At 65.5% G+C, this 22,163-nt stretch carries 15 protein-coding genes; 9 read left to right on the forward strand and 6 right to left on the reverse strand.

The window, feature by feature from the left end; all coding sequences use genetic code 11:
• Window positions 1–45: 45 nt before the first annotated feature.
• The 4 genes from cobA to GVL12_RS21085 form a co-directional block, all read right to left on the reverse strand.
• Window positions 46–834 (reverse strand): uroporphyrinogen-III C-methyltransferase, encoded by a 789-nt coding sequence (gene cobA / locus GVL12_RS21070; protein WP_159917522.1) that lies wholly within the window; start codon window positions 832–834, stop codon window positions 46–48.
• A 13-nt stretch (window positions 835–847) separates the two neighbouring features.
• Entirely contained in the window at window positions 848–1,813 is a 966-nt protein-coding gene (ybiB, locus tag GVL12_RS21075) for a DNA-binding protein YbiB (RefSeq protein ID WP_159917523.1), read from the reverse strand.
• Between the two features lie 304 nt (window positions 1,814–2,117).
• Window positions 2,118–2,522, reverse strand: coding sequence for an Imm63 family immunity protein (locus GVL12_RS21080; RefSeq protein WP_159917524.1), 405 nt, complete (start codon window positions 2,520–2,522; stop codon window positions 2,118–2,120).
• Window positions 2,519–10,762 (reverse strand): hemagglutinin repeat-containing protein, encoded by an 8,244-nt coding sequence (locus tag GVL12_RS21085; RefSeq protein ID WP_159917525.1) that lies wholly within the window; start codon window positions 10,760–10,762, stop codon window positions 2,519–2,521. Before GVL12_RS21085 ends, GVL12_RS21080 begins: the two co-directional genes overlap by 4 nt.
• Window positions 10,763–11,047: 285 nt before the next feature.
• Here GVL12_RS21085 and GVL12_RS21090 point away from each other — a divergent pair, with 285 nt between their 5' ends.
• The 5 genes from GVL12_RS21090 (at window position 11,048) to GVL12_RS21110 (ending at window position 15,815) form a co-directional block, all read left to right on the forward strand.
• On the forward strand, window positions 11,048–11,689 hold the full coding sequence (locus GVL12_RS21090; RefSeq protein WP_159917526.1) for a DUF937 domain-containing protein: 642 nt from the start codon (window positions 11,048–11,050) through the stop codon (window positions 11,687–11,689).
• A gap of 133 nt (window positions 11,690–11,822) precedes the next feature.
• Complete coding sequence (locus GVL12_RS21095) at window positions 11,823–12,275, forward strand: CBS domain-containing protein (protein ID WP_159917527.1); 453 nt, start codon at window positions 11,823–11,825, stop codon at window positions 12,273–12,275.
• Between the two features lie 70 nt (window positions 12,276–12,345).
• Window positions 12,346–13,395: a tRNA (adenosine(37)-N6)-threonylcarbamoyltransferase complex transferase subunit TsaD gene (gene tsaD / locus GVL12_RS21100; protein WP_159917528.1), complete on the forward strand. Its 1,050-nt coding sequence runs from the start codon at window positions 12,346–12,348 to the stop codon at window positions 13,393–13,395.
• A gap of 262 nt (window positions 13,396–13,657) precedes the next feature.
• The gene (locus GVL12_RS21105; protein ID WP_159917529.1) at window positions 13,658–14,776 is read left to right on the forward strand and encodes a TauD/TfdA family dioxygenase; all 1,119 of its coding nucleotides are present in this window, start codon (window positions 13,658–13,660) and stop codon (window positions 14,774–14,776) included.
• 79 nt (window positions 14,777–14,855) lie between these two features.
• Entirely contained in the window at window positions 14,856–15,815 is a 960-nt protein-coding gene (locus tag GVL12_RS21110; RefSeq protein ID WP_159917530.1) for a tripartite tricarboxylate transporter substrate binding protein, read from the forward strand.
• Between the two features lie 3 nt (window positions 15,816–15,818).
• On the opposite strand, the gene GVL12_RS21115 is transcribed toward GVL12_RS21110, so the two are convergent.
• On the reverse strand, window positions 15,819–16,700 hold the full coding sequence (locus GVL12_RS21115) for a LysR family transcriptional regulator (RefSeq protein WP_159917531.1): 882 nt from the start codon (window positions 16,698–16,700) through the stop codon (window positions 15,819–15,821).
• A 132-nt stretch (window positions 16,701–16,832) separates the two neighbouring features.
• Between GVL12_RS21115 and GVL12_RS21120 the strand changes: the two genes are divergently transcribed.
• The 4 genes from GVL12_RS21120 to GVL12_RS21135 are packed head-to-tail and all read left to right on the forward strand — an operon-like array spanning window position 16,833 to window position 21,596.
• Window positions 16,833–18,299, forward strand: coding sequence for an efflux transporter outer membrane subunit (locus tag GVL12_RS21120; protein WP_159917532.1), 1,467 nt, complete (start codon window positions 16,833–16,835; stop codon window positions 18,297–18,299).
• Window positions 18,300–18,319: 20 nt separating this feature from the next.
• Window positions 18,320–19,639 (forward strand): efflux RND transporter periplasmic adaptor subunit, encoded by a 1,320-nt coding sequence (locus GVL12_RS21125; RefSeq protein WP_159917533.1) that lies wholly within the window; start codon window positions 18,320–18,322, stop codon window positions 19,637–19,639.
• Entirely contained in the window at window positions 19,636–20,394 is a 759-nt protein-coding gene (locus GVL12_RS21130) for an ABC transporter ATP-binding protein (RefSeq protein ID WP_159917534.1), read from the forward strand. The genes GVL12_RS21125 and GVL12_RS21130 overlap by 4 nt, the downstream gene beginning before the upstream one ends.
• On the forward strand, window positions 20,394–21,596 hold the full coding sequence (locus tag GVL12_RS21135; protein ID WP_159917535.1) for an ABC transporter permease: 1,203 nt from the start codon (window positions 20,394–20,396) through the stop codon (window positions 21,594–21,596). Before GVL12_RS21130 ends, GVL12_RS21135 begins: the two co-directional genes overlap by 1 nt.
• A gap of 73 nt (window positions 21,597–21,669) precedes the next feature.
• Here GVL12_RS21135 and GVL12_RS21140 read toward each other — a convergent pair whose 3' ends face one another.
• Complete coding sequence (locus tag GVL12_RS21140; RefSeq protein ID WP_159917536.1) at window positions 21,670–22,080, reverse strand: Hsp20/alpha crystallin family protein; 411 nt, start codon at window positions 22,078–22,080, stop codon at window positions 21,670–21,672.
• Between the last annotated feature and the right edge of the window lie 83 nt (window positions 22,081–22,163).

The raw sequence follows: 22,163 nt of genomic DNA on the forward strand, positions 1-22,163 counted from the left end.
AGCGTCAGCTCTAGACGCTGCGCCGCAGGGACGGATGGGTTGTGTTCAGGCCACGTGTTGGGCCTGCGTCGGCGCAGCCGCCCAGGCGGCCACGCCTTGCACCACATCGCCGACCACGATCACGCTGGGGCTTGCCAGCTTTTCGGAGTCAATGGTCGATTGCAGCGCGGCCAGCGTGGTCACGCCATGGCGCTGCTGGGGCAGGCTGGCGTTCTGGATCACGGCCACGGGCGTCTGTGGCGCCAGGCCTTGGAGCAGGCCTTGCTGGATGTGCGCTGCGCCGCGCATGCCCATGTAGATCACCAGCGTCAGGCGCAGCTCGCGCGCCGTGATGGCCAACTGGGCCCAGTCGGTGTCATCGGCGCCGGGCTGTGCATGGCCGGTGATGAAGACCACGCCGCGCGCATGCGCGCGGTGGGTCAGCGGCGCACCCAGCGAAGTCAGGCCGGCCAGACCGGCGGTGATGCCGTTGACGATCTCGACTTCGATGCCGGCCGCGCGCAGGTGCTCGACCTCCTCGCCGCCGCGGCCGAAAATGAACGGGTCACCGCCCTTGAGCCGCACCACGTTGTCGCCGTCCAGCACGGCCTGCAGCATCAGCTTTTCGATGAACGCCTGGGGCGTGCTCTTGCAGCCGCCGCGCTTGCCCACATAGACGATGCGCGCCGTGGGCGCGGCGTGGGCGACGATGGCATCGCTGACCAGGTCATCGACCAGCAGCACGCTCGCCGCCTGGATGGCCTTCAAGGCCTTGAGGGTCAGCAGTTCCGGGTCGCCAGGGCCGGCGCCGACCAGGGTGCAACGGCCAGTGAGTCGGGAAGAGGATTGGTTCATGGCATGAACTCCGTCAGACGCTGGGCGCCAGTGGGGTCGGTGCGGGCGCGGCTTCGAGCGCCTGCACGATTTGCAAAATATAGGCGACCTGCTGGGCGATCGCCTCGGGCACGGGCAGTTCGCCCGCAAGTACGCGACGGGTGTAGTCGGCCGTGGTCGCGACATCGATGGCCTCGGGCAGGCCAGGCACTTCACTCGCCGTTCCAGGCTGCTGCTCCTGCAACAGGCGGTGCACGCCGTGCACAAAGCCGTCATAGCGCGGTGAGCGGCGCGGGTCGGCGACCACTTCACCTTCGAGCCCGCGCGACAGCAGCGCCGACGCGCCCTGGCCTTGCAGGCAGTCGTGCAGCATGCTCGCGTATTCGGGATGGGTATAGCTCGTGACCAGCACGCCGGGGCCGGCACAGGGGATGTACAGCTTGGCCGCGCTGTGGCCCGGATTGCGCAGGCCTATCACTTCGCGCACCGCCAGCAGCCGCGCGAGCCCGGGCTGCAGTTCGCCCGTGGCAATGTGCGCGACCGTGCCGGGGGCGATTGCGGGCAATTCCTTCGACAGGTCCGTGGGCGCGTGTGTGGCCGCAATGCCCAGGGCTTGCAGCACATCGCTGGCCAGCACCCGGCGCGCTTCGGTGCGCATGCCGTGCAGCAGCACCGGCAGGCCTTCGCGCGCCAGCAGCAAGGCGAGCAGCGGCGTGAGCACCGGCAGGCGGCGCGCGCCGTTGTAGCTGGGCAGCACCACGGTCGGGCGACTGCCTGCCGCGAACTTGCGGCTGCGCGCATGCAGCGCATCGAGAAAGCCGCCCATCTCGTCGGCGGTCTCGCCCTTGATGCGCATGGCAATGCAGAACGCGCCGATTTCCAGGTCCGTGACCTGCCCGTCGAGCACCTGCCCCAGCAGATCCCGCGCCTGCGCGCGCGTGACCGCACGCGCGCCCCGCGCGCCGCGGCCTATGTCTTTGATGTAGTGGCTGATGCCCATGAATGCGCTACCTGGATTGGTTGGTAGCGTTATTTTCGGGTATTTTTTATAACTTTTGGTTATATGGTGGTTGCAATGGTCCGCAGAGCTTGGGTATTGCGCTACGAGTGAGGATGCTCAGGGGATTCACTGGTCGTGTGGCGCTGCATGCTCAACTCGTGTCTCGTCGCTAGGACTCCGGGGGGGCTGAAGCGCGTGTGTACCTTGCTACTAGGGGAGTTGCTTGAGGGTAGATCCTGCTTGTTGAGTGGCTATCGATCTTTGAATTCTTACGAATAAGATTCTATATTTTGTTAATTTTCTTCTAGATATCTTCGTATGGTGCGTTGATTAGCGTAATTTCTATTTCTTTTTTTCTCTTTTCGTACCATGCATTATTTATTTTTTTGAATAGATGAAGTTCATGTTCGAATATTAATCTTCTGCTATCTTTGTTTTCTTTCCTATGGTTTAGCTCGTATTCAACGGAAATGTCGAATACGATGTCGCTTACTATCCAGTAGATTAACAGGTCAAGACTGTCGGTAGATTTTTTCTGGAAAATATTTCCCCGCTCCTCTATTATGTAGTGGTACTGGTTGTTGTTGGTATTTATGTATGGCGTTCCATCTGGTTGCGGGCTGTTGAAAACAGTTAATAATTCTTTTGGGGAATTGATTATTTTCCCAATTTCTATAATAATTTTTTGTATTTCATTGATGGTTTTCATTCTGAAATCCTTATATATTTATTTTTCATTAGCCAGTTGATGTTCGCTTCGATTCCTAGGTCCGGTATTATCTGTAGCCCACCCCCTGCTTGACCAAATGCAGGCGATACTCGTCCTTCAATTACCGGTAAGGGTTTGATGACTTCATAAGTGTAAGCTGGTAATCCGCCGGATCCAGGAGGCAGTGATCTGGCCTCATATAGGGTGCCGGCGGGAGCTAAGAACCTGCCTGTTGGCTTTCCTACTCTATCTAGCTTGGTGCCGATTGGTAGAATTTTCTTGGTTGTGTTTCCAATGAATCCAGAATTCTCTGGGTAAATCCATGTGTTGGAGTATTGGTATTGAATATACTGCAGGCCGTCGTCAACACGGGTGTTTAATTCTGACTTGCTTGTCGAAAATGCTGTGGGAATGTCAGCCCGTGTTCCAGTGCGATGGATGTTTTTGGTCGCGGTAAGTTGCTCTAACGCTTTTAAGCTTTCGACAGGTCCTGCTGCTTGGCTAGGTTGAAGAAGAATCTTTACGCCAAATTTTCCTATGTCTAGAATTGCTTTTGCATCCAGTAGCCATGATTCTGGATAAATATGCGTATCACCTTGGGCTTTGCTCTGCGTTACTGCCCAATATTTGTAAAGTGGGCCAGCATCCTTGCATACATTCGGAACTGGACATCCCAGCTCGTGCAACTGAGATTGAATATGGTTGCTGACCTCGTTGCACTTACTCCCCTTGCAAGTAGCGACAGCATTGGCAAGCAGTCGGTTGCTTAACTGGTCTTTTTTATTGAGCGCCGCTGCTGTCTCGCAGGCCGATATGTCACCCTCGGCGTAGCAGCTTTTCAGGGATTTATACAGTAGTCTTCGTTCAGCGTGCGGAAGAAAATTGTTTGTGGCCTCGTTAAATGCAGCAGAAGCCCCCGCAGCCCCGCCAGTCAACGCTCCAGCGGCAGTGCTCGCCAATGCAGTCAAGACATCGACCAACGGGGCTGGAATATCGTTTTCGCGCAGTGCATTGGCTACAAGCGGCACTGTAAGAGTGCCCGAAATAGCACCGGCCGCGCCTGGGGTTCCCCCCGTGAGTCCGCCGATCACGCCGTGCGCCAGCACGCGCACCACGCCCTCGCTGCCCCAGTTTTTCTCAATGCCTTGTGCTTGTGCGTTGAGTTCAGCCGCGCGCGCTGGTTCTAGCTGCGCCTGCTGGCGCAAATCCGCCGCCGTGGCCATCTGCTGCTGTGCATATTGACCAATCGCTCGGCTCGCCTGCTGCCCAAAAGAGGCCGCGATCTGCGCATTGGCCGCCTGCTCCTGTATCAACCTCTGCCCATCCCACTTCCTGGTAAGCCCCGGGCTTGGATCCCCGGTGCGTACATCGCGGTTGATGCTGGCCACGGCTTCGGCGGCGGTCTGGCCGGTCTTGGCTTGTTGGGCGGCGTCGTCGGTGATGGTGAGTTGGCCGGGGCTGATGCCGCTGCGTGTGATGCTGCGTTCGCTTGCGCTGTCGCGACTGACGCCGGCGGCGGCGGCGCCCGCGCCTGGCCTGCCCTGGTTTTGCGATGACCACCGGGCGGGATCGGTGACGGTGTCGCTGCCGGTGGACTGGCCCTGTTTCTGGCCGCTCGTCGTGAAGCCGCCCGAGAGGTTGAGGCCGCTGGCCTCGAAGTCGCTGCGGTTTTCGATATCGCCGTGGGTCAGCGTGCGGGTTTCGAGGCGGTTGCGGTGGTGGTCTATGGCAGCCTGGGTGCTGGCGATCACTCCGCCCTTGAGGTCGGTATTGCCCTTGACTTCAATGTCAAAGCCGCCGTCTCCCGACTGGATGCCGCTGGGTTCGGTGGTGCTGGCGAAATCGCCCCGGGCGCGGCTGGTGCTGTAGCCGGCGCTTGCTGCGGCATGGCCGAAGCCGAGCACGCCCGAGCCGGCCAAGCTGCTTTGCCTGCCGTCAAAACGGCTGGTGCCCTGCAGGCTTTCGATTTTCAGATCGCCGCCCACATAGCCGCTCACCTTGGGGCCGCTGATGACTGCCTCGCGTATCACCGTGTCGCCGCCGGAATGGAAGTTCACCCCCTCGCCGCCGGTGACACGGGTTTTTCTGTGCCCCTGTTCTTCGCCATGGGCGCGGCCCTTGCCGGCGCTGGCACTGGCGCCGATGGCGGGGCCCGTGGCGCCCAACGACAGGCCAAGGCCCGCGCTCCTGCTGCTGCTGGCGCCCGATTCGCTGCGTGTTTCAGGCGTGGTCAGCAAACTGACCCGGTTGTCGGCAAACAGCGTTGCCACCTTGCCCGCATGGACATCGCTGTCCTGGATCAGGAGGTTGCTCTGCTCGCCTGCGCCGGTGGCAATCAGGTTCACATTGCCTGCGGCCAGCACCTGGCTCGGGCGCAAGGTGCTGCGGGACCAGGCGCTATCACTTTGGCTTTTGCTCGAGCCCAGCGCAAGGTCGAGGCGCAAGCCCAGGTCCTTCACTTCGCCTGTGGCCAGCCCTTGGAGTGCGTCCTGCTGGGTATAGACATTGAGCGCGGCCGCGCCGGCGGCGAGCGCCTGCATGCGGCCGTCGCTGGTCTTGCTGGCTGCATCGGCCAGGCTGGACGCGGTTTGCGCCATGCCTATCAGGGGAGAGGACAGCGAGAGGCTCAGGCCGCTTTGCCTGAAGCGGCTGCGCGCGCTGCCCTGCTCGGTCTCGGGGCTGCCGGTGATCTGGATGGTCTTGGCCAGCACGTTGATATCACCTGCGGGCGCGAAGGTGTTGCTGCCAATCTGGCGATAGGCATTGCCAGGAATGATGTCGACATTGCCCTGGAGACTGCCAACGGTCGACGGCGCACTGGCCGTGCGCTGCACGCTCTGTTCGGTGCTCTGGCGCTGGCTGCCTATCGTGAAGCCCAGTCCGCCGCTACCGAACACTCCGCTGCGCGTGCTTTGGTGCCGGCTTTGCTGGCTGGAAGTTTCGGGGGCCGCGAGGATGCTGATATTGCGCTTGGCCTCCAGTCGGGTGTGCATGTCCGAGAGCACATTGCTGCCGGTGATGTCGATGTCCTCGCCTGAATGGATGCGAACCGTCTTGCCGCCGAAGTTGCTGGCCAGCGCCTCGGTGGCTTGCGTCTGATGCGCAGCGGTGGTGCTGCTGGAACTCAGCAAGCTCGAGCGCCGGGTGAAGTAGGCGTCATCGAGTGAACTTGTGGCCTGGCCGGCACCGATGCGCACGCTGCCGACCGCCTTGACTTCCAGGTGCTCTGTACTTTGAACCTGTGCGGCGCGCGCGCTGATGTCCTGATCCGCGAGGATCTGCGTGAGGCCCCTGGTATAGATTTCCGTGCCGACTTCCTTGCTGCCGCTGAGGAGCAAATGGTTTTTCGGGTCCCAGGTCACGCCGTGGTCGTAGGAGGTGGTGACGGTGCCAAGGTGGACATTGCGCTTCGCGACAACGGAGGTCTCGCTGCCTTCGACCGCATTCCAGATCTGCGTGGCCTGCAGGTTGATGTCTCTGCCGGCGGACAGATGCAAGCCGGACGGGGCGGGGCTGCCTCCTGCGCCTTGGCCGGGCGCGGCTGGGCTTTCACTTTGTTCAGGCAGGAGCGCAAATGCCGCAACCTGGTCGACCACGGTGTTCTTGCCGTCCGGCGTGCTGCGCGTGGTCGAGGCCGCGTTGATATCCCGGTCGGCATGCGCCAACAGGGCCTCGGTGGCCGAGATGGTTCCGCCCTCCACATTGATATCGCGCCTGGCATGCAGGCCGATGCGCTGGCCGGAAATGTTGCCCGCCACGTTGTTGATGTCATGGGCGGTGATCTTCACCAGTCGCCGGCCGGCAATGGTGGCGCTGTTGTATGCATCCTGGTCGGTGTCGAAGACGATCTCGTCTGCGCTGATCAGGCCGCCCTGGACATCGAGGTCGCCCGGCCGGGCAAGCACATAGACCTGGGGGGCGAGCACGGTTTGCACCGAGCCATCGGGCAGGGTGAGCTTTTGCTCCACGAGCCAGACCATATCGCTGGTGAGCTTGGCCATCTGTGCGGCGCTGAGCGCCACGCCGGGGCGCAAGCCATGGGCCTTGGCAAAGGTCGCGCCGCTTTGCAGCAGCGCCTGGTATTGCGCATCGTTGCTGCTGTAGTCGCCGAGAAAGCGCCGGCCTGTGAGTTGCCCCACCTGTTGCTGGACCAACTGCTGCTCGTAGAAGCCGTCGCCCAGCCGCTTTTGCAGCAGCTCGGGATCAAATGCCTCGAGCATCCGATCCGAGGCGGTCCATTGCCGGCCTCGGGTGAATGCGGAATCGGTTTCGACCAGCGGTTGGTTGGCGCTTGCCGGGTTGAGCACATACAGGGCGCTTTGCGGCAAGGCTGCACCCGCCTCGAGTGTTCGGGCGATCTGGCCGGATTCGGTGTCGTGCGTGCGCACCACGGGGGTTGGACGCTGTGCGTGGTGGCCGGCGTTGGGGTGGGCGTCCAGGGGCATGGCCGCTCCCCGGGGGTGGTACTCCTTGAAGACCACGGTGGGGAGGTCAAAGCTGGTGTGGGCGGTGTGGGTATAGGGCGTTGGTTGCGAGGCGTGCCGCCGTTGCCTGTCATGGAATCCGCCGCTGTGCTCCCATTGGTAGCGTATGGCATCGCCGTAGGTCAGTGTTTTCTCGTTTCCGGGCGTGGCCTGGTTGTTGGGTTTCTTTGTGCCCTCGATGGCTTGACCCGCAGTGACAGTGGAATCGACATTGTTCAATTGGCCGGTGAGTCTTATTCCGCCGCCGGCCTCGATGCGTGCACTTTTCGTCTCTGTGACCCTATCCCGGTAAACGGTTTGGGCGACATTGGAAATCCTTGTGTATATGCGCGAGTTGTCCAGGGTCTGGTTGTTCTTCTCAACGATGGCCAGAATGGCGGCGTTGAGCTGCTTCGCCGCTTCAATGGACTCCTGATAGGAAACCAGGGCCGCATCGAAAGCCTTTCTGTCCGAGCCGTGGTTCCATTCGACGCCGCCAGCGTCGTTGAGGAGGGCGCCAAACTTCCAGGGAGCGGGCGCGGTGGCGGTGTAGTTCTTGGGCAGCGCAATGCCGAACGCGGCAAAGCGCGCCGAGCCTTCGGGCTCCAGCTGCAGATGAATATCTTTGGGGAAATCCTCGCCATATTTGCTGGGCGTTTCGGTGGCGATGAAAGCCGCGGGCAGGGTGCTCAGGAATTTGTCGGGATGTACGGGCTTGAACATCCGCCCGTCTGAATACGAGCCGGGAATGCCCGCTTTTTCGATGAATCCCCCCTTGCTTGCGGAATAAGGCACGAACGTGCCCGGCTGCACTTCCCTGTAGAGCGATGCGCTCTCGGGCTCCTTGCCCAAGAGGGCAATCAGGTCTTCCCCGGCCTTGTTCTCCACATCCGCCAAGGACGCAATTTCCAAACCTGCATTGAGGTTGTTGATGTCGCGCATATCGAGCTGCATATCGCCCTGCGCATCGACGTGCGCGCCGATGTTGTCCAGGCGCTGACCCTGCCCCGTGGCACGCCGGTCGGCGTCCAGGCTTTCTCCCAGCCGCATGTCACCTAGGCTTTGCAGCGTTGCGCCACCTTGATTGACAACCACCGGCACGCCCAGATCCAGCGCCTGGCGCGCGGCGATGATGGGAGTGGTGTCGGCAACATGTTCCAGGCGGTTTTCAAGCCGCTGGGCGGCAATGGACAAATGGTCGCCATAGATCCGGCCCGTGCCGATATTGTTCACGGCGTCGGCATCGAGGCGCGTGTCCTGGCCGTCGATCAGGCCGCGATTGCTAATGTCCTGGCTTGCCCGCACGGTCGTGGTGTTCTGTCCGGCGCTGATTTCCGCGCCATGCTGGTTGTCGATCCGCGTGCCCACGATCTCTGTGCCCGTGCCCCCGAGCAACTGGCCCTGATTGATCAACTGTCCAGCGGTTTCAACCCGCAGCTTGCCGTTGGCCGCCATCGTCCCCTGGGGTAGGAGGTCGTTGGCCAGTTCCAGCGTCAAGTCACCCAGCGCATCGAGGCGGCCGGCACCTGTGAAGGCCTGATTCCGGATATGCAAGGTGTTGGCGGAAAACAGCGCCCCACCCTGGTTGGACAGCGTTTGCGTGGATTTGTCGAGCGCAGCGCCGGCCGCCACGCCGGAATCGCGCACAGAGAGCGCGTTGCCAGCCTGCAGACGGCCCTGGCTGTTATCGACCAGCCCGCTGCTTTGGATCAGCAGATCCCGTCGGGCCACGATCGCTGCGCCCGTGTTGTTGATGGGCGCGGTTGCGGCAAAAAGCTGCAGGTCACCGCTGGACTGAATCAGTCCGCCGGCGCTGTTGTCAATGCCTGCGCTGCTGTTGACGTGCAAAGGACTCCGGGTGCCCGTGGTCTGCAGGGTGCCCCCCCTGTTGTTCAGCGTACCGCTTTCGATGTGCAGGCCCTGGCCGGCCGCAATCCGCGCCCGCTGATTGTTCAGCGTCTTTGCAATGATCAGGCGCACGTTGCCGCCATGGCTCACGAGGTGAGCGCTGCGGTTGTTTTCCAGTTGCTGCGCGTGGAGGGTCAGGTCTGCGGCAGCGCTGAGCGTGCCGGCGTCATTGGTGACCGTGCGCGCCTCGGCGGACAGGGATTGCGCACTGCGCAGGGCTCCGTGGGTGTTGTCGATATGGCGGGCCACCAGGCGCAGATCGGTCGCGACGAAAATCGAGCCTTCGGCGTTCAGCACGGACATCTGCGCGCCCGTCAGACGCTGCAGCTGCAATACGCCCTTGCGGTTATCGAGCAGGTCTTCGCTGTGCAGCTCGCGCAGGTTCGCTGCCGCGCGGTTGACAAAGGAACGAATGGCTTTGACGTCGGTCGCCCCGTTGGCAAGCAACTGGCCGGTGTTGTCCAGACGCTCCGTGGTGTAAATCCTGCCGCGGCGCAGTGCTTCAGTCGCCACTGCCGGCTGCCCGGGCGCAGCGCCATCCGCAGGTGCTGGCGCTGCGGCTTGTGGCGCAGGCAGGCCCAGCACGGCTTTTTCGCCCGTATTGGACACTGCGAAGCTGTTGATCTCCAGCGCTTGCTGGCCGGTCTGGGCGATCTGGCCCGCGTTGACCATGCGTGCGGCGGTGAGTTCCAGGCGCTGGGCGGTCAGCGTGCCCGCTTCCTGGTTGTTCAGCTGTCCCGCCTGTGCGAGCAATTGGCGGCCCGCCGCGATCATTCCGGCGTTGACGGTTTTTTTTCCCCCGTCAGTGAGAATCGTATCGCGCTGGCTGGTCAGCGTGCCGCTGTTGGCCATGCCTTGTGCCGAGAGATCAAGGTCTGCGCCAGCGCCCTGGCTCGCGATTACGCCGGTGTTGCTCAGCTGGCCATTGGCCGACAGCGTCAGGTGGCCCACCGTGGCTGCGAGCGTGCCTGCATTGCGTACGCCCAGCCCGGCCTCGGTGCCTACGAGCGTGATCTTGTGCGCATACATGCCGCCCAGGTGCGCGACGTCCAGTGCAAACTGCGGTTGGTGCTGCGCGCCGTTCGCGGCGCCGGACTGCCATTGGCCGTCCGCCGCGATTTCATTGGCCCCCGTGACCACGCGCAGATCCTGGGCCCAGAGGCCCGCATTGAGCGTGACCGCCCGGGCCAGCACCTGCGCATAGTTGGCCTGGCTGGCATCGAGCCCCTGGCCTTCGAGATGGATGGCACCGCCGCGCACGCTGAACCCGTCGAGACTGCCGTTGGCCCCATGGCGCGGCGCACCCGTGGTCAGGGTCACGCCTGCTGCATTGATCAGCGACAGCCCGTTGACGACCAGGCCTGAAGGGTTGGCGATGATGACGTCGGCGCGCTGCCCCGCGACTTCGAGCGCGCCCGCGAGCCGCGACTGGGCCGCCGACCGGACTTCATTGACGATGACCCTGGCGCTGCCTTTTGCCAGCCAGGGATTGCCCGGCACCCAGCCGCCGATCTGGCTTTGCACGGCCGCGCGGCTGTTGTTGAGGATGGCGCCCCGCTCGCCCTGCTGGCCGATGTCGAACTGCTGGTAGCGGTTGCGGCTCACGCCGGCCGCGGAAGGGGTCTGGATCTGAACGGTCGGCGTGCCGTTCGCCGACTTCAGCACCATGGGGCGCTCGCGGCCTGGCGCTGTCGGGTCGGCGATGATCTGCGCAAGGCCGCCCGGCGCGGCGAGCAGGGCGCATACGGCAACGACCGCTGAACGGCCTCTCGCGGACGGGGCACCATGGCGGCCGGTGGCCGTCTCCTGAACGACCATCCGCAGGCCGCGCGCCCGGTTGAAAATGACGCGGTAAAAATGCTGGTTCATGGCCGCACCTCACAAGCCTATGCACCATGCTGAACCCCCAGAGGGTCGCAAAGATTCAGCGCCGCGCCGGTTTTAGGATAGGTATTGCGAGAAGCACTTCGTCAGACAATTCGCGCAAGAAACGAGGCCTCGTGGGGCGCGCGAATTGTGAACAATTCCACTTGACGCCATGGGTTGTCGGGGCAGGGCTTTTCCCCCGCGGTTTTGCGCATACCATGCCGCTGAAGATCTCTTTTTTGTTGAAACGTGCGCCGGGCCGTTGGGCATGGCGCGAAGGACCGCACCATGAATTCCTCGAACTCCTTGACCAACGAACTGCTGAGCCAGCTCCAGGGCGCGCCCATGCAAAGCATGGCGCAGCAGCTGGGCATGGGCAGCGCGCAAACCGAACAGGCCGTGAGCACGGCCTTGCCCATGCTGCTGGGCGCGCTGGGCAGCAACGCGACCCAGCCCCAGGGCGCGATGGCCTTGTTCGGCGCGCTGCAGCGCAACCATGCGGGCGCGGCCTCGGGCAATGGCCTGGGTGACATGCTGGGCGGCGTGCTCGGCGGCCTGCTGGGCGGCGGCGGTGGTGGCCAGGCGCAGGCGCCCGACGGCGCGTCCATCCTGGGCCATATCTTTGGTGGCAAGCAGCAGCAGGCCGAGTCCGGCCTGGCGCAGGCCACGGGGCTGGGCGCCAATGCGGGCCAGCTGCTGCAGATTCTTGCGCCCATCGTGATGGCTTTCCTCGCCAAGCGCGTGCAGGCGGGTGGGCTGGATGCCGGCGGTCTGGGCCAGTTGCTGGGCCAGGAAAAAGCCCAGGTACAGCAGCAGGGCGGTGCCGCGGGCGACCTGCTCTCCGGGCTGCTCGACCAGAACGGTGACGGCAAGCTCGACATGGGCGACCTGTTCAAGCTCGGCGCGGGTTTTCTCGGCGGCCGGCGCTGAAGGCGGCCTGCGGGCCCGGTGAGGCGGGCGGGCTGCGCGGCAGGCTTTTTTGTCGGTTGAGCGGTTTTGGTTATTGCATTGCCGCCCGGCTGCGCCGACACTGGTCATGCTTGTTCGACTTCAGGAGCCAGGTATGACGACTGTCGCAGACATCCTGCGGGCCAAGGGGAGCGCCGAAGTGCATTCCGTGAGCCCCGACGATTCCATGCTCGACGCATTGCAGCGCATGGCCGAGCACCGCATCGGTGCGTTGATGGTGCTGGACGGCGCGCAATCCGGTCATATCGCCGGCATCGTCACCGAGCGCGACTATGCGCGCAAGATCGTGTTGCAGGGCCGCAACTCGGCAACCACGTCGGTGCGCGAAGTGATGACGGCGGCGGTGCACTGCGTCGATGCGGCGCAGACCTGCGAGGAGTGCATGGCGCTGATGACACGCCAGCGCATCCGCCATCTGCCGGTGCTCGATGCGCAAAACCAGTTGATCGGCCTGGTCTCGATCGGCGATCTGGTCAAGGCCATCATTTCGGAGCAGCAGTTCACCATCGACCAGCTCGAGCACTACATTTCCGGCCAGCGCGGCTGAGCGCAGGCGGCGCAGGGCCATTTGCGCGCGCGGGCGCGCGGCGGCCCCAAGGGGTTCTACACTTCAGCCCATGAGCTTGCTGATACTGGGTATTGAATCTTCGTGCGATGAAACCGGCGTGGCGTTGGTGCGCCTGCAGGACCTGTCGGAAGGCGGGGCCGTGCCCACGCTGCTGTCGCACGCCCTGCACAGCCAGATCGAAATGCACCAGGCCTATGGTGGCGTGGTGCCCGAGCTGGCCAGCCGCGACCATATCCGCCGCGTGCTGCCGCTGACCGAGGCCGTGCTGGCCGAGTCGGGCCAGCAGCTCGCCGATGTCGACGTCGTGGCCTTCACGCGCGGCCCGGGCCTGGCCGGCGCGCTGCTGGTCGGCGCGGGCGTGGCCTGCGCGCTCGGCGCGGCGCTGGACAAACCGGTGCTGGGCATTCACCACCTCGAAGGCCATCTGCTGTCGCCCTTCCTCAGCGCGGACCCGCCGACGTTTCCGTTCATCGCGCTGCTGGTGTCGGGCGGCCACACGCAGCTGATGCGCGTCGACGGCGTCGGTGCCTATGAAATCCTCGGCGAGACCATTGACGATGCCGCCGGCGAAGCCTTTGACAAATCGGCCAAGCTGATGGGCCTGGGTTATCCCGGCGGGCCGGCGCTGTCGAAACTGGCGCTTGAAGGCGACCCGCAGGCGTTCAAGCTGCCGCGGCCGTTGCTGCACAGCGGCGATCTCGATTTTTCGTTCGCGGGCCTCAAGACCGCAGTGCTGACCCAGGCCAGGAAGCTCGGCGACGAACTGCCCGCGCGCAAGGCCGATCTGGCCGCGAGCACCGAGGCCGCTATCGTCGACGTGCTGGTCAAGAAGACCCTGGCCGCGCTCAAGCAGACCGGCATGCAGCGCGTGGTCGTGGCCGGCGGCGTGGGCGCGAACCGCCTGCTGCGCGCCCAGCTCAATGCGGCCTGTGCGAAGATGAAAGTGCGCGTTCACTATCCAGAGCTGCACCTGTGCACCGACAACGGCGCGATGATCGCCATGGCCGCGGCGATGCGCATCCAGTCGGGCCGCGAGCAGCCCGTGGCCCACTATGCATTCGATGTGAAGCCGCGCTGGCCGCTCGATTCGCTGGCCTGAACGCGGGCGCGCTGGCGCGCCGCGTTCCACCCTATTTCCAGCCTCTGTCCCGCGCACCCGCTGCGCAGCTTCGTGCGTGGCGCAGGCCCGGCGCTGGCTGCGCATGCCCTGGCGCTTTTCACGGGGAGTGCGAGGGCGCGTGCCATGAAGTCAATTTATTTGATGTATGGATGAAGAATATTTCGATTTATTGATGTGAGTCAAAAACATAGACTGGTCTTCGCCATCGGGGAAAGTGCCCGAAACGAAGGAGACAAGAGCTATGAACGAGACACGCAACCGCCCCATGCCCTGGTACGCGCAGGACGTGCAGCGCGACCTGGGCTGGGTACAGCGCCTGAGCGCCGAGGAAGTGGAAGGCTTCGACCAGGCCCTGGCGCATGCCAGGCGCCACCCCAAGCCGCTGCTGGCCATGCAGCAGCAGGACTTTCCGCTGCCGCCGGCGGCGCGCAACGCGCTGCAGCGCGCACTGGCAACCACGCAAGGCCGCTGGGGCATGTGCCTGATCAAGGGCTTTCCGGTGGACCGCTGGACGGAGGATGACTGCCGGCTGGCCTATTGGGGCATGGGCCTGTACCTGGGCGTGGGCCGCACGCAGAACAAGGCCAGCGAAATCATCAACGACGTGCGCGACGTCGGCGGCGACTACAAGGTCAAGGGCGGGCGCGGCTACAACACCAATGCCCAGCTGGACTTCCACCAGGACTCCTGCGATGTCGTTGCGCTGCTGTGCCGGCGCACGGCCAAGTCCGGCGGCATGAGCAAGGTCATCAGCTCCATGGCCTTGCGCGAGCAGGTGCAGGCGCTGCGGCCCGACCTGATTGCCGTGCTCGAGGCCGACTTCCACCACAGCTACCAGGGCACGCAGGACCCGACGCAGGCGCCGTTCTACCGCTGCCCGATCTTCAGCAAGCCCGGCCATGCGTTCACCGCGCGCGCCAACCGCAAGAACACCGTCGCGGCGCAGCGCGACTTCGACGAGGTGCCGCGCCTCACGCCCGCGCAGACCGAAGCGCTGGACCTGCTCGACGTTCTGATGCCCAGCGAGCAGCTGTGCTATTCGATGGAGCTGGAGCAGGGCGATCTGCAGCTGCTCAACAACTATGTGACGCTGCATTCGCGCACCCACTTCGAGGACCATGAGCGGCCCGACGACAAGCGCCACCTGTTTCGCCTGTGGCTGGCCGTGCCGGGCTCGCAGCCCCTGCCGCCCGAGTTCGAAGCCTATTTCTACGACGTGCGGCCAGGCTCGGTGCGCGGCGGCGTGCGCGGCAGCGCGATCACCGATGCCTTCCTGGAATACGAGCGCCGCCAGGCCCAGGCGCTGGGCATGCTCTACAAGCCCTGGGTGCCCGCGCGCGAGACGGCCGCCGTCGCCTGAAGACCCGCGCAGCGCCCGCGCCTGCGCAGGCGCTGCCTTCGTGCATTTCAACGCCAGATCATAAAAAAGAGAGACAACGATGAAACGTCGCACCTTATTGCAGCATGCGGGTCTCGCCGCTTTCGGGCTGGCCCTGCCGGCCTGGGCCCAGACCGCGGCCGCCACCCGCCTTCTTGTCGGCGCCCCACCGGGCGGCGGCACCGACATCCTGGGACGCGCGCTGGCGCAGGAAATGGGCAAGCAGCTGTCCCGGACCGTGATCGTGGAAAACCGCCCGGGCGCGGGCGGCAATATCGCCGCGCTGGGCGTGGCCAAGGCCGCGCCCGACAGCGGCACGCTGCTGCTGAGCTATACCAGCCATGTGATCAACCCGGCGCTGTATAAAAAGCTGCCTTTCGACCCGGTCGCCGACTTCACGCCCATCGTGCCGATTGCCACCGCGCCCAGCATCTTGCTGGTGTCGGCCAAGTGCCCGGCGCGCAACCTGCAGGAACTGGTGGCCATGGCCAGGGACAAGCCCGGCACCATGAACGTGGCGATCGCTGGCCTGGGCGGCGCCAACCATCTGGCCGGCGAGATGCTGCGCAAGATGGCCCGGATCGATGTGCTGGGCATTCCCTACAAAGGCACTTCGGGCGCGCTCACGGACCTGATGGCCGGGCAGGTGGACATCGTGTTTTCCGGCTATGGCGCGGCCGGCGGCCTGATCAAGTCGGGCCGCGTCAAGGCGCTGGCCGTGACCAGCGCAGCGCGCATGGCCGCGCTGGCACAGGTGCCGCCCGTGGCCGATCTGCTGCCCGGCTTTGACTACAGCGCCTGGTACGGCTTGTTCGGCCCCGCGGGCATGGCCGCGAAGGACGTCGATGCGCTGCGCGTCGCGGCCCATGCGGCGCAGCAGGCGCCTGGCTTGCGCGAGCAGCTCGAGCGCGAAGGCATGGACCTGCTGCAGATGGAGACGCCGGCGTTTCGCAGCTTCCTGCAGTCCGAACTGGACCGCTGGAAGCTCGCGGTCCAGGCTTCGGGCGTGGAGTTGATGTAGGCGCTAGCCGGCGTCCCTGGCCACATCGGTCAGCACCTGGACCAGGGCCTGCACGTTGCGCTTGTCCTGGTCGGCCTGGCGCAGCAGCAGTGCGTACTGCAGGCGCGGCGCGTCGGCGGGCAGTTTCACGACCTGTACGTCGTCGGCCTGCAGCAGGCGCGGGTCGGCGATCTGCAGCAGCGCCACGCCCATGCCCAGCCCGACCATGGAGATGATCGCCGGAATGCTGTCGAACTCCATGTCCAGCTTGCGCAGGCCGTATTTGTCGGCGAGGTAGCGGCTGGCCAGCTGGCCGGTGACCGTGGCGCGGTCATAGCCGATCAGGCGGTGCTGGGCGAGCAGCGCCTTCGCGGTCTTTTCCTGGCTGGCGCGCGGCGCGACCAGCACGAAGTCGCGCTGCAGCAGCGGCAGCCATACCAGGCCGCGGGCGGTCTGCGGCTCCTGCGGCGGCAGGGCCAGCAGCGCCAGATCCAGCTCGGCGGAGCGTATGCGCTGCATCAGCGCGCGGCTCTTGCCGCGATCCACGCCCACATGCAGCAGCGGGTGGCGCTGTTGCAGCTGCGAGAGCGTGCGCGGCAGCAGCAGGGGCAGCAGGGTGTCGACGATCCCCAGGCGCACCGTGCCTTGCACGCGCGTGTCGGGCCGGTCGCGCAGCGCTTCGACCCTGGCCAGGGCTTCTTCCATGATGGCCGCGACTTCATGCGCCAGCGGCACCGGCTTGATGGTCTGGCCCGAGCGGTCGAACAGCGCCGTGCCCATATAGTCTTCGAGCTGCTTCATCTGCATGCTCAGCGCGCTGGGTGTCAGATTGAGCACCTGGGACGCCTTGGCCAGGGAACCGGTCACGATGACGGTGTGCAGGGTACGGAATGCGGCGATCTTCAAGGCAGTCCTTTCGTGGCATGCATGGTCTGGGCATTATCCGCAGGGCTGCATTTGCTGCACTGCGGGCGCGATTTACAAAAACTTCATGCGCCCGAAGCCGGGCTGACAAAGGCGGGCGGCACAATGGCTCCCATGCCTACCCTGACTTTGCAGAACAACCCCCTTGCAGCGCGCCGGCCGTCCGCGGCGCTGGCTGCTGCGCTGGTCGCGCTCGCGCTCGCCGGCTGCGCCACGATGCAGCCGCCCGGCACGGCCTTGCCGGCGCTGACCGTGCCCGCCTCCTGGTCCGCGGACCATCTGGTCCATGTGCCCGATGCCGATCCCCAATCGCTGGCGCGCTGGTGGCAGGGGCTGGGCGATGCCCAGCTCAGCGCACTGGTCGAGCAGGCGCTCGCGGCCAACCCCTCGCTGGCATCGACCCAGGCCGCGCTGCGCCAGGCGCGCGCCCAGCGTGACGTCACGGCCGCGGGGCTGTCGCCTTCGCTCGACGGTTCGGGCTCGGCGCAGCGCTCGCGCTCGGGCAATGCGACAGGCAACAGCTTTTCCGCAGGCCTCGATGCGAGCTGGGAAATCGATGTATTTGGCCGTATCGCCAGCGGCGTCGCGGCCAGCGACGCCGACGTGAACACGGCCCGGGCCACGCTCGAAGGCGCGCGCGTTTCGCTCGCGGCCGAAGTGGCGCTGGGCTACATCGAGCTGCGCAACCTGCAGCAGCGCCTGGCGATTGCGCGCAGCAACCTCGCGAGCCAGCAGGAAACCCTGCAGATCACCGACTGGCGCATGCAGGCTGGCCTGACCACGTCGCTGGCCACCGAGCAGGCGCGTGCCGCCGCCGCGCAGACCGCGGCCCAGGTGCCCGCGCTCGAGGCCAGCCTGGCCCAGACGCGCCATGCGCTGGCCGTGCTCACGGGCCAGAATCCGGCGGCGCTCGACGCGCAGCTCGCCGCCCCCGCGGCTGTGCCGCGCGCGCCCGATGCGCTGGCACTCCAGATTCCCGCCGAAACCCTGCGCCAGCGTCCTGACGTGATCGCCGCCGAATCACGCGTGGCCGCGTCCTTGGCGCGTGTCTCGCAGGCCGATGCCGCGCGCTACCCGAGCTTTCGGCTTGGCGGCTCGCTGGGCCTGCGTGCACTGACGCTGGGCGCGCTGACCCAGGGCGGCTCGGTCGTGGGTTCGCTGCTGTCGGGCATTTCCGTGCCGCTGCTCGATGGCGGCGCGGCGCGCGCGCAGGTGCGCGTGCAGGAAGCATCTCTCGAGCAGTCGCGCCTGAACTATGCCGCGACCGTGCTCACCGCCTTGCAGGAAGTCGAAGACGCGCTGGCCGCGCTGCAGGGCGACGGCCTGCGCCTCGAACAGCTGCGCATTGCGGCCGAAGCCGCGCAGAACGCCGCGCTGCTCGCGCAGCAGCGTTTCAGCAGCGGCCTCGTCGACTTCCAGACCGTGCTTGAAACCCAGCGCACCCAGCTGTCCTCGCAGGACAGCCTGGCGAGCGCCCAAGCCACGCTCACGGCCGACCATGTGCGGCTGTACAAGGCGCTCGGCGGTGGCTGGACGCCCACGGCCACCGAAAGCAGCGCCGCGGCACCGGCCACGAATTGAATTACCGACGGATCACGAAAATGAACAACAAATCCCAAGCCATCACCAGCAAGGAGGCGCTGCTCGGCGCCACGGTTTCGCGCCCCTGGTGGCGCCGCACGTCGGTGTGGGCCGGCGTGGCCGTGCTCGTGGCCGCAGGTGCGGGCCTGGCCTATTGGCAGTCCGTCAAGGCGGCCCGGGCCCTGCCGCAGTATGTGAGCCAGGAAGTCAAGCGCGGCAATCTGCGCCTCACGGTCGCGGCCAACGGCACGCTGGTGCCCACGCGCCAGGTCACCATCGGCAGCGAATTGTCGGGTACGGTGCGCAATGTGCGCGTGGACGTGAACGACCGCGTGAAGAAGGACCAGGTGCTGGTCGAACTCGATACGGCCAAGCTCAGCGCGCAGGTGGAGCGCTCGCGCGCCTCGCTGGCGTCGGCCCAGGCCCGGCAGGCGCAGTCGCAGGCCACCGTCAGGGAAGCGCGCGCGAATCTGGGCCGGCTCGAGGAAGTCGCGCGCCTGTCCGGTGGCAAGGTGCCGTCGGCGGCCGAACTCGACACCGGCCGGGCCACGTTCGAGCGGGCCGTCGCCGATGAAAAGGCCGCCGCGGCTTCGGTGCAGGATGCGCGCGCTGCGCTGTCCACGGACGAAACCAACCTGTCCAAGGCCTCGATCACCTCGCCCATCGATGGCGTGGTGCTGACGCGCGCCGTCGATCCCGGCAATGCGGTCGCCGCTTCGCTGCAGGCCGTGACGCTGTTCACGCTGGCCGAGGACCTGTCGCGGCTCAAGCTCGAAGTCAACGTCGACGAAGCCGATGTCGGCATCGTGCTGCCCGATCAGAAGGCGTCGTTCACGGTCAGCGCCTACCCTTCGCGCAGCTACCCGGCGCTGGTCACGCGCGTCGCCTACGGCTCGACCAAGACCGACAATGTGGTGACCTATATCGCCACGCTCGACGTTGCCAACGAAGACCTGAGCCTGCGCCCCGGCATGACGGCCGCGGCGACGATCACTTCGACCGAGCGCCAGGATGTGCTGCTCGTGCCCAACGCCGCGCTGCGCTTCACGCCCAGCGTGCCGGGCGCGGCGCCCGCGGCTGCCGGCGGTGGCAGCATCATGTCGCAGCTGATGCCGCGCGGCCCACGGCCCGGCGGCGGCCAGCGCCGCCAGGGCGCTGCCGGCGCCCAGCCCGAAGGCGGCGAGATTCCGCGCGAAGTCTGGGTGCTCGAAGGCGGCAAGGCCGTGGCCGTCAAGGTGGTCACGGGCATCAGCGATGGCCGCATGACCGAAGTGCGCAGCGACGCGCTGCAGCCCGGCATGGCGGTGATCACCGACCAGCGTTCCGGGAGCACGAAATGACGACCGCGGGTGAGCAGGTGCTGATCCGCTTGCGCGACATCACCAAGGTCTATGGCGAAGGGCGGCTCGCGTTCCAGGCGCTCAAGGGCGTGGACCTGGACATCGCGCAGGGCGACTTCGTCGCCATCATGGGGCCCAGCGGCTCGGGCAAGTCGACGGCGATGAACATGCTCGGCTGCCTGGACCGGCCGACCACGGGCGAATACCTGTTCAAGGGCGCGCATGTCGAGACGCTCACGCGCGACGAGCGCGCGCTGCTGCGGCGCCAGTTCTTCGGCTTCGTGTTCCAGGGCTTTCACCTGCTGGCGCGGACCACGGCGCTGGAAAACGTCGAGCTGCCGCTGCTGTACCGCGGCGAGCCGACGGCCAAGCGCCATGCGGCGGCGAAGAAGGCGCTCGCGGCCGTGGGCCTGAACGGCTGGGAGCACCACACGCCCTCGGAACTCTCGGGCGGGCAGCAGCAGCGCGTGGCGATCGCGCGCGCCATCGTCACCGAACCGGTGGTGCTGCTGGCCGACGAGCCCACGGGCAACCTCGACAGCCAGCGCAGCAACGAAATCATGGAGCTCCTGTGGCGCCTCAATGCCGACCAGGGCATCACGGTGCTGATGGTCACGCACGAGCCCGACATGGCGGCCTATGCGCGACGCATCGTGCGTTTTGTCGATGGGCGGCTCGACACCGACAGCCTCAATCCGGCACCGGTGGTGCTGGCGCGTGAGCAGGGCCTCACCCTGCCGACGGAGGTGCACTGATGTTTCTGAGTTCCATCCTGCTTGCGCTGCGCTCCATCCGGCGCAACCTGCTGCGTTCCTTTCTCACCATCCTGGGCATCGTGATCGGCGTGAGCGCGGTGATCACCATGGTGACGCTGGGCAATGGCGCGACCCTGGCGGTGCAAAACCAGATTTCGGGCCTGGGCACCAACCTGCTGCAGATCCGGCCCGGCCAGCGCATGGGCCCGGGCAGCGGCGGCGCGCCGACGTTCAAGGACACCGACGTCGACGCGATCGCCCAGCAGATCGGCGGCATCTATGCGGTGGCGGCCGAAGGGCGTGCGACGGCAACCGTGGTCGCGGGCGGGCGCAACTGGTCGAGCAGCGTGATCGGCAGCACCAACGAATGGCTCAAGACCGGCAATTGGCAACTGGCCAGGGGCCGCGAGTTCACCGCCGAGGAAATCCGTGCGGGCTCGGCAGTGTGCATCATCGGCGCGACCGTGGGGCGTGAATTGTTCGGCAATGCCGATCCCATGGGCGAGCTGATGCGTGTGCGCGAGTTCTCCTGCGAGATCATCGGCGTGTTCGCGTCCAAGGGGCAGGGCGCGTTCGGCAACGACCAGGACGACATGGTGCTGGTGCCGCTGAACACGCTGCAGCGGCGCATCACCGGCTCCAAGCGCATCAATACGCTGCTGGTGTCGATGGCCGACGGCAGCGAGCCCGAGCGCGTCAAGGCCAGCCTGCGCCAGTTGCTGCGCGAGGTGCGCAAGCTCTCCGATGGCGACGAGGACAATTTCAACATTCTCGACACCAAGCAGCTCGCCGACACACTGTCGGGCACGACCAAGGTGATGACCATGCTGCTGGGCGCGGTCGCGGGCGTGAGCCTGCTGGTCGGCGGCATCGGCATCATGAACATCATGCTGGTCAGCGTGACCGAGCGCACGCGCGAGATCGGGCTGCGGCTGGCGATCGGCGCGCTCGAACGCGAAGTGCTGCTGCAGTTCCTGATCGAGGCGGTGGTGCTCGCGGCGCTCGGCGGCCTGGTCGGCATCGCGCTGGCGACGCTGGCGTCGGTGGTGCTGGCCGGCGTGATGGGCGTGCCCTATGTGTTCAACGTGAGCGTGAACCTGCTGTCGTTCGTGTTCTCGGCGGGCATAGGCGTGGTCTTCGGCTACTTCCCCGCGCGCCGCGCCGCACGGCTTGACCCCATCGAGGCACTGCGCCACGAGTGAGATCGGGCGCTTGCAAGCGACAAAAAAGCCCGGCCGATCGGCCGGGCTTTTTCATGGCCGCCGCAGCGTGGCGTCACTCGATGTGGAGCGTCACGGCCTTGTCGACCGCTGCGAGCTTGGCCAGGCGCAACGTGAGCACGCCGTTTTCGAGCTTGGCGCTGCTGGCTGCCACATCGATTTCATGGCCCAGTTCCCAGGAGCGCTGTACCTTGCGCGGCGCGCCTTCGACGCTGGTCAGGTGCACCTGCGCGCCTTCGAGGCGCAGCTGCAGCTGCTCGCGCGACAGGCCGGGCACATCGAGCTGCAAAGTGGTGGACTGCTCGTCCTGGGTCGCGGTGAAAGCCGTGCTGGCCGATGCCGAGGCTTCGCTCAGACGGTTGAGCGGGGTGGTCAGCGTGGACTGCAAAAAGCGCTGCAGTGCCTGATCGGCGGCGCGCGGGAAACCTTGGCTGGAACGGCGAATCATGGGTGCAGTGAAGATCATCACGAAAGCTCCTGGTGGGTAGTGCGCGGCGCTCAACGCGGCGGCCGCTTGGAACTGACATGACGTCGGACAAGCAGGATTTC

This window comes from Pantoea sp. 18069, from assembly GCF_902706035.1.
In the GTDB taxonomy this organism is placed as follows: domain Bacteria; phylum Pseudomonadota; class Gammaproteobacteria; order Burkholderiales; family Burkholderiaceae_C; genus Comamonas.

What these genes read in the sequence shown, in the direction of transcription:
- cobA (WP_159917522.1), bottom strand. Translation starts at nt 834, where the DNA reads ATGAACCAATCCTCTTCCCGACTCACTGGCCGTTGCACCCTGGTCGGC.
- ybiB (WP_159917523.1), bottom strand. Translation starts at nt 1,813, where the DNA reads ATGGGCATCAGCCACTACATCAAAGACATAGGCCGCGGCGCGCGGGGC.
- GVL12_RS21080 (WP_159917524.1), bottom strand. Translation starts at nt 2,522, where the DNA reads ATGAAAACCATCAATGAAATACAAAAAATTATTATAGAAATTGGGAAA.
- GVL12_RS21085 (WP_159917525.1), bottom strand. Translation starts at nt 10,762, where the DNA reads ATGAACCAGCATTTTTACCGCGTCATTTTCAACCGGGCGCGCGGCCTG.
- GVL12_RS21090 (WP_159917526.1), top strand. Translation starts at nt 11,048, where the DNA reads ATGAATTCCTCGAACTCCTTGACCAACGAACTGCTGAGCCAGCTCCAG.
- GVL12_RS21095 (WP_159917527.1), top strand. Translation starts at nt 11,823, where the DNA reads ATGACGACTGTCGCAGACATCCTGCGGGCCAAGGGGAGCGCCGAAGTG.
- tsaD (WP_159917528.1), top strand. Translation starts at nt 12,346, where the DNA reads ATGAGCTTGCTGATACTGGGTATTGAATCTTCGTGCGATGAAACCGGC.
- GVL12_RS21105 (WP_159917529.1), top strand. Translation starts at nt 13,658, where the DNA reads ATGAACGAGACACGCAACCGCCCCATGCCCTGGTACGCGCAGGACGTG.
- GVL12_RS21110 (WP_159917530.1), top strand. Translation starts at nt 14,856, where the DNA reads ATGAAACGTCGCACCTTATTGCAGCATGCGGGTCTCGCCGCTTTCGGG.
- GVL12_RS21120 (WP_159917532.1), top strand. Translation starts at nt 16,833, where the DNA reads ATGCCTACCCTGACTTTGCAGAACAACCCCCTTGCAGCGCGCCGGCCG.
- GVL12_RS21125 (WP_159917533.1), top strand. Translation starts at nt 18,320, where the DNA reads ATGAACAACAAATCCCAAGCCATCACCAGCAAGGAGGCGCTGCTCGGC.
- GVL12_RS21130 (WP_159917534.1), top strand. Translation starts at nt 19,636, where the DNA reads ATGACGACCGCGGGTGAGCAGGTGCTGATCCGCTTGCGCGACATCACC.
- GVL12_RS21135 (WP_159917535.1), top strand. Translation starts at nt 20,394, where the DNA reads ATGTTTCTGAGTTCCATCCTGCTTGCGCTGCGCTCCATCCGGCGCAAC.
- GVL12_RS21140 (WP_159917536.1), bottom strand. Translation starts at nt 22,080, where the DNA reads ATGATCTTCACTGCACCCATGATTCGCCGTTCCAGCCAAGGTTTCCCG.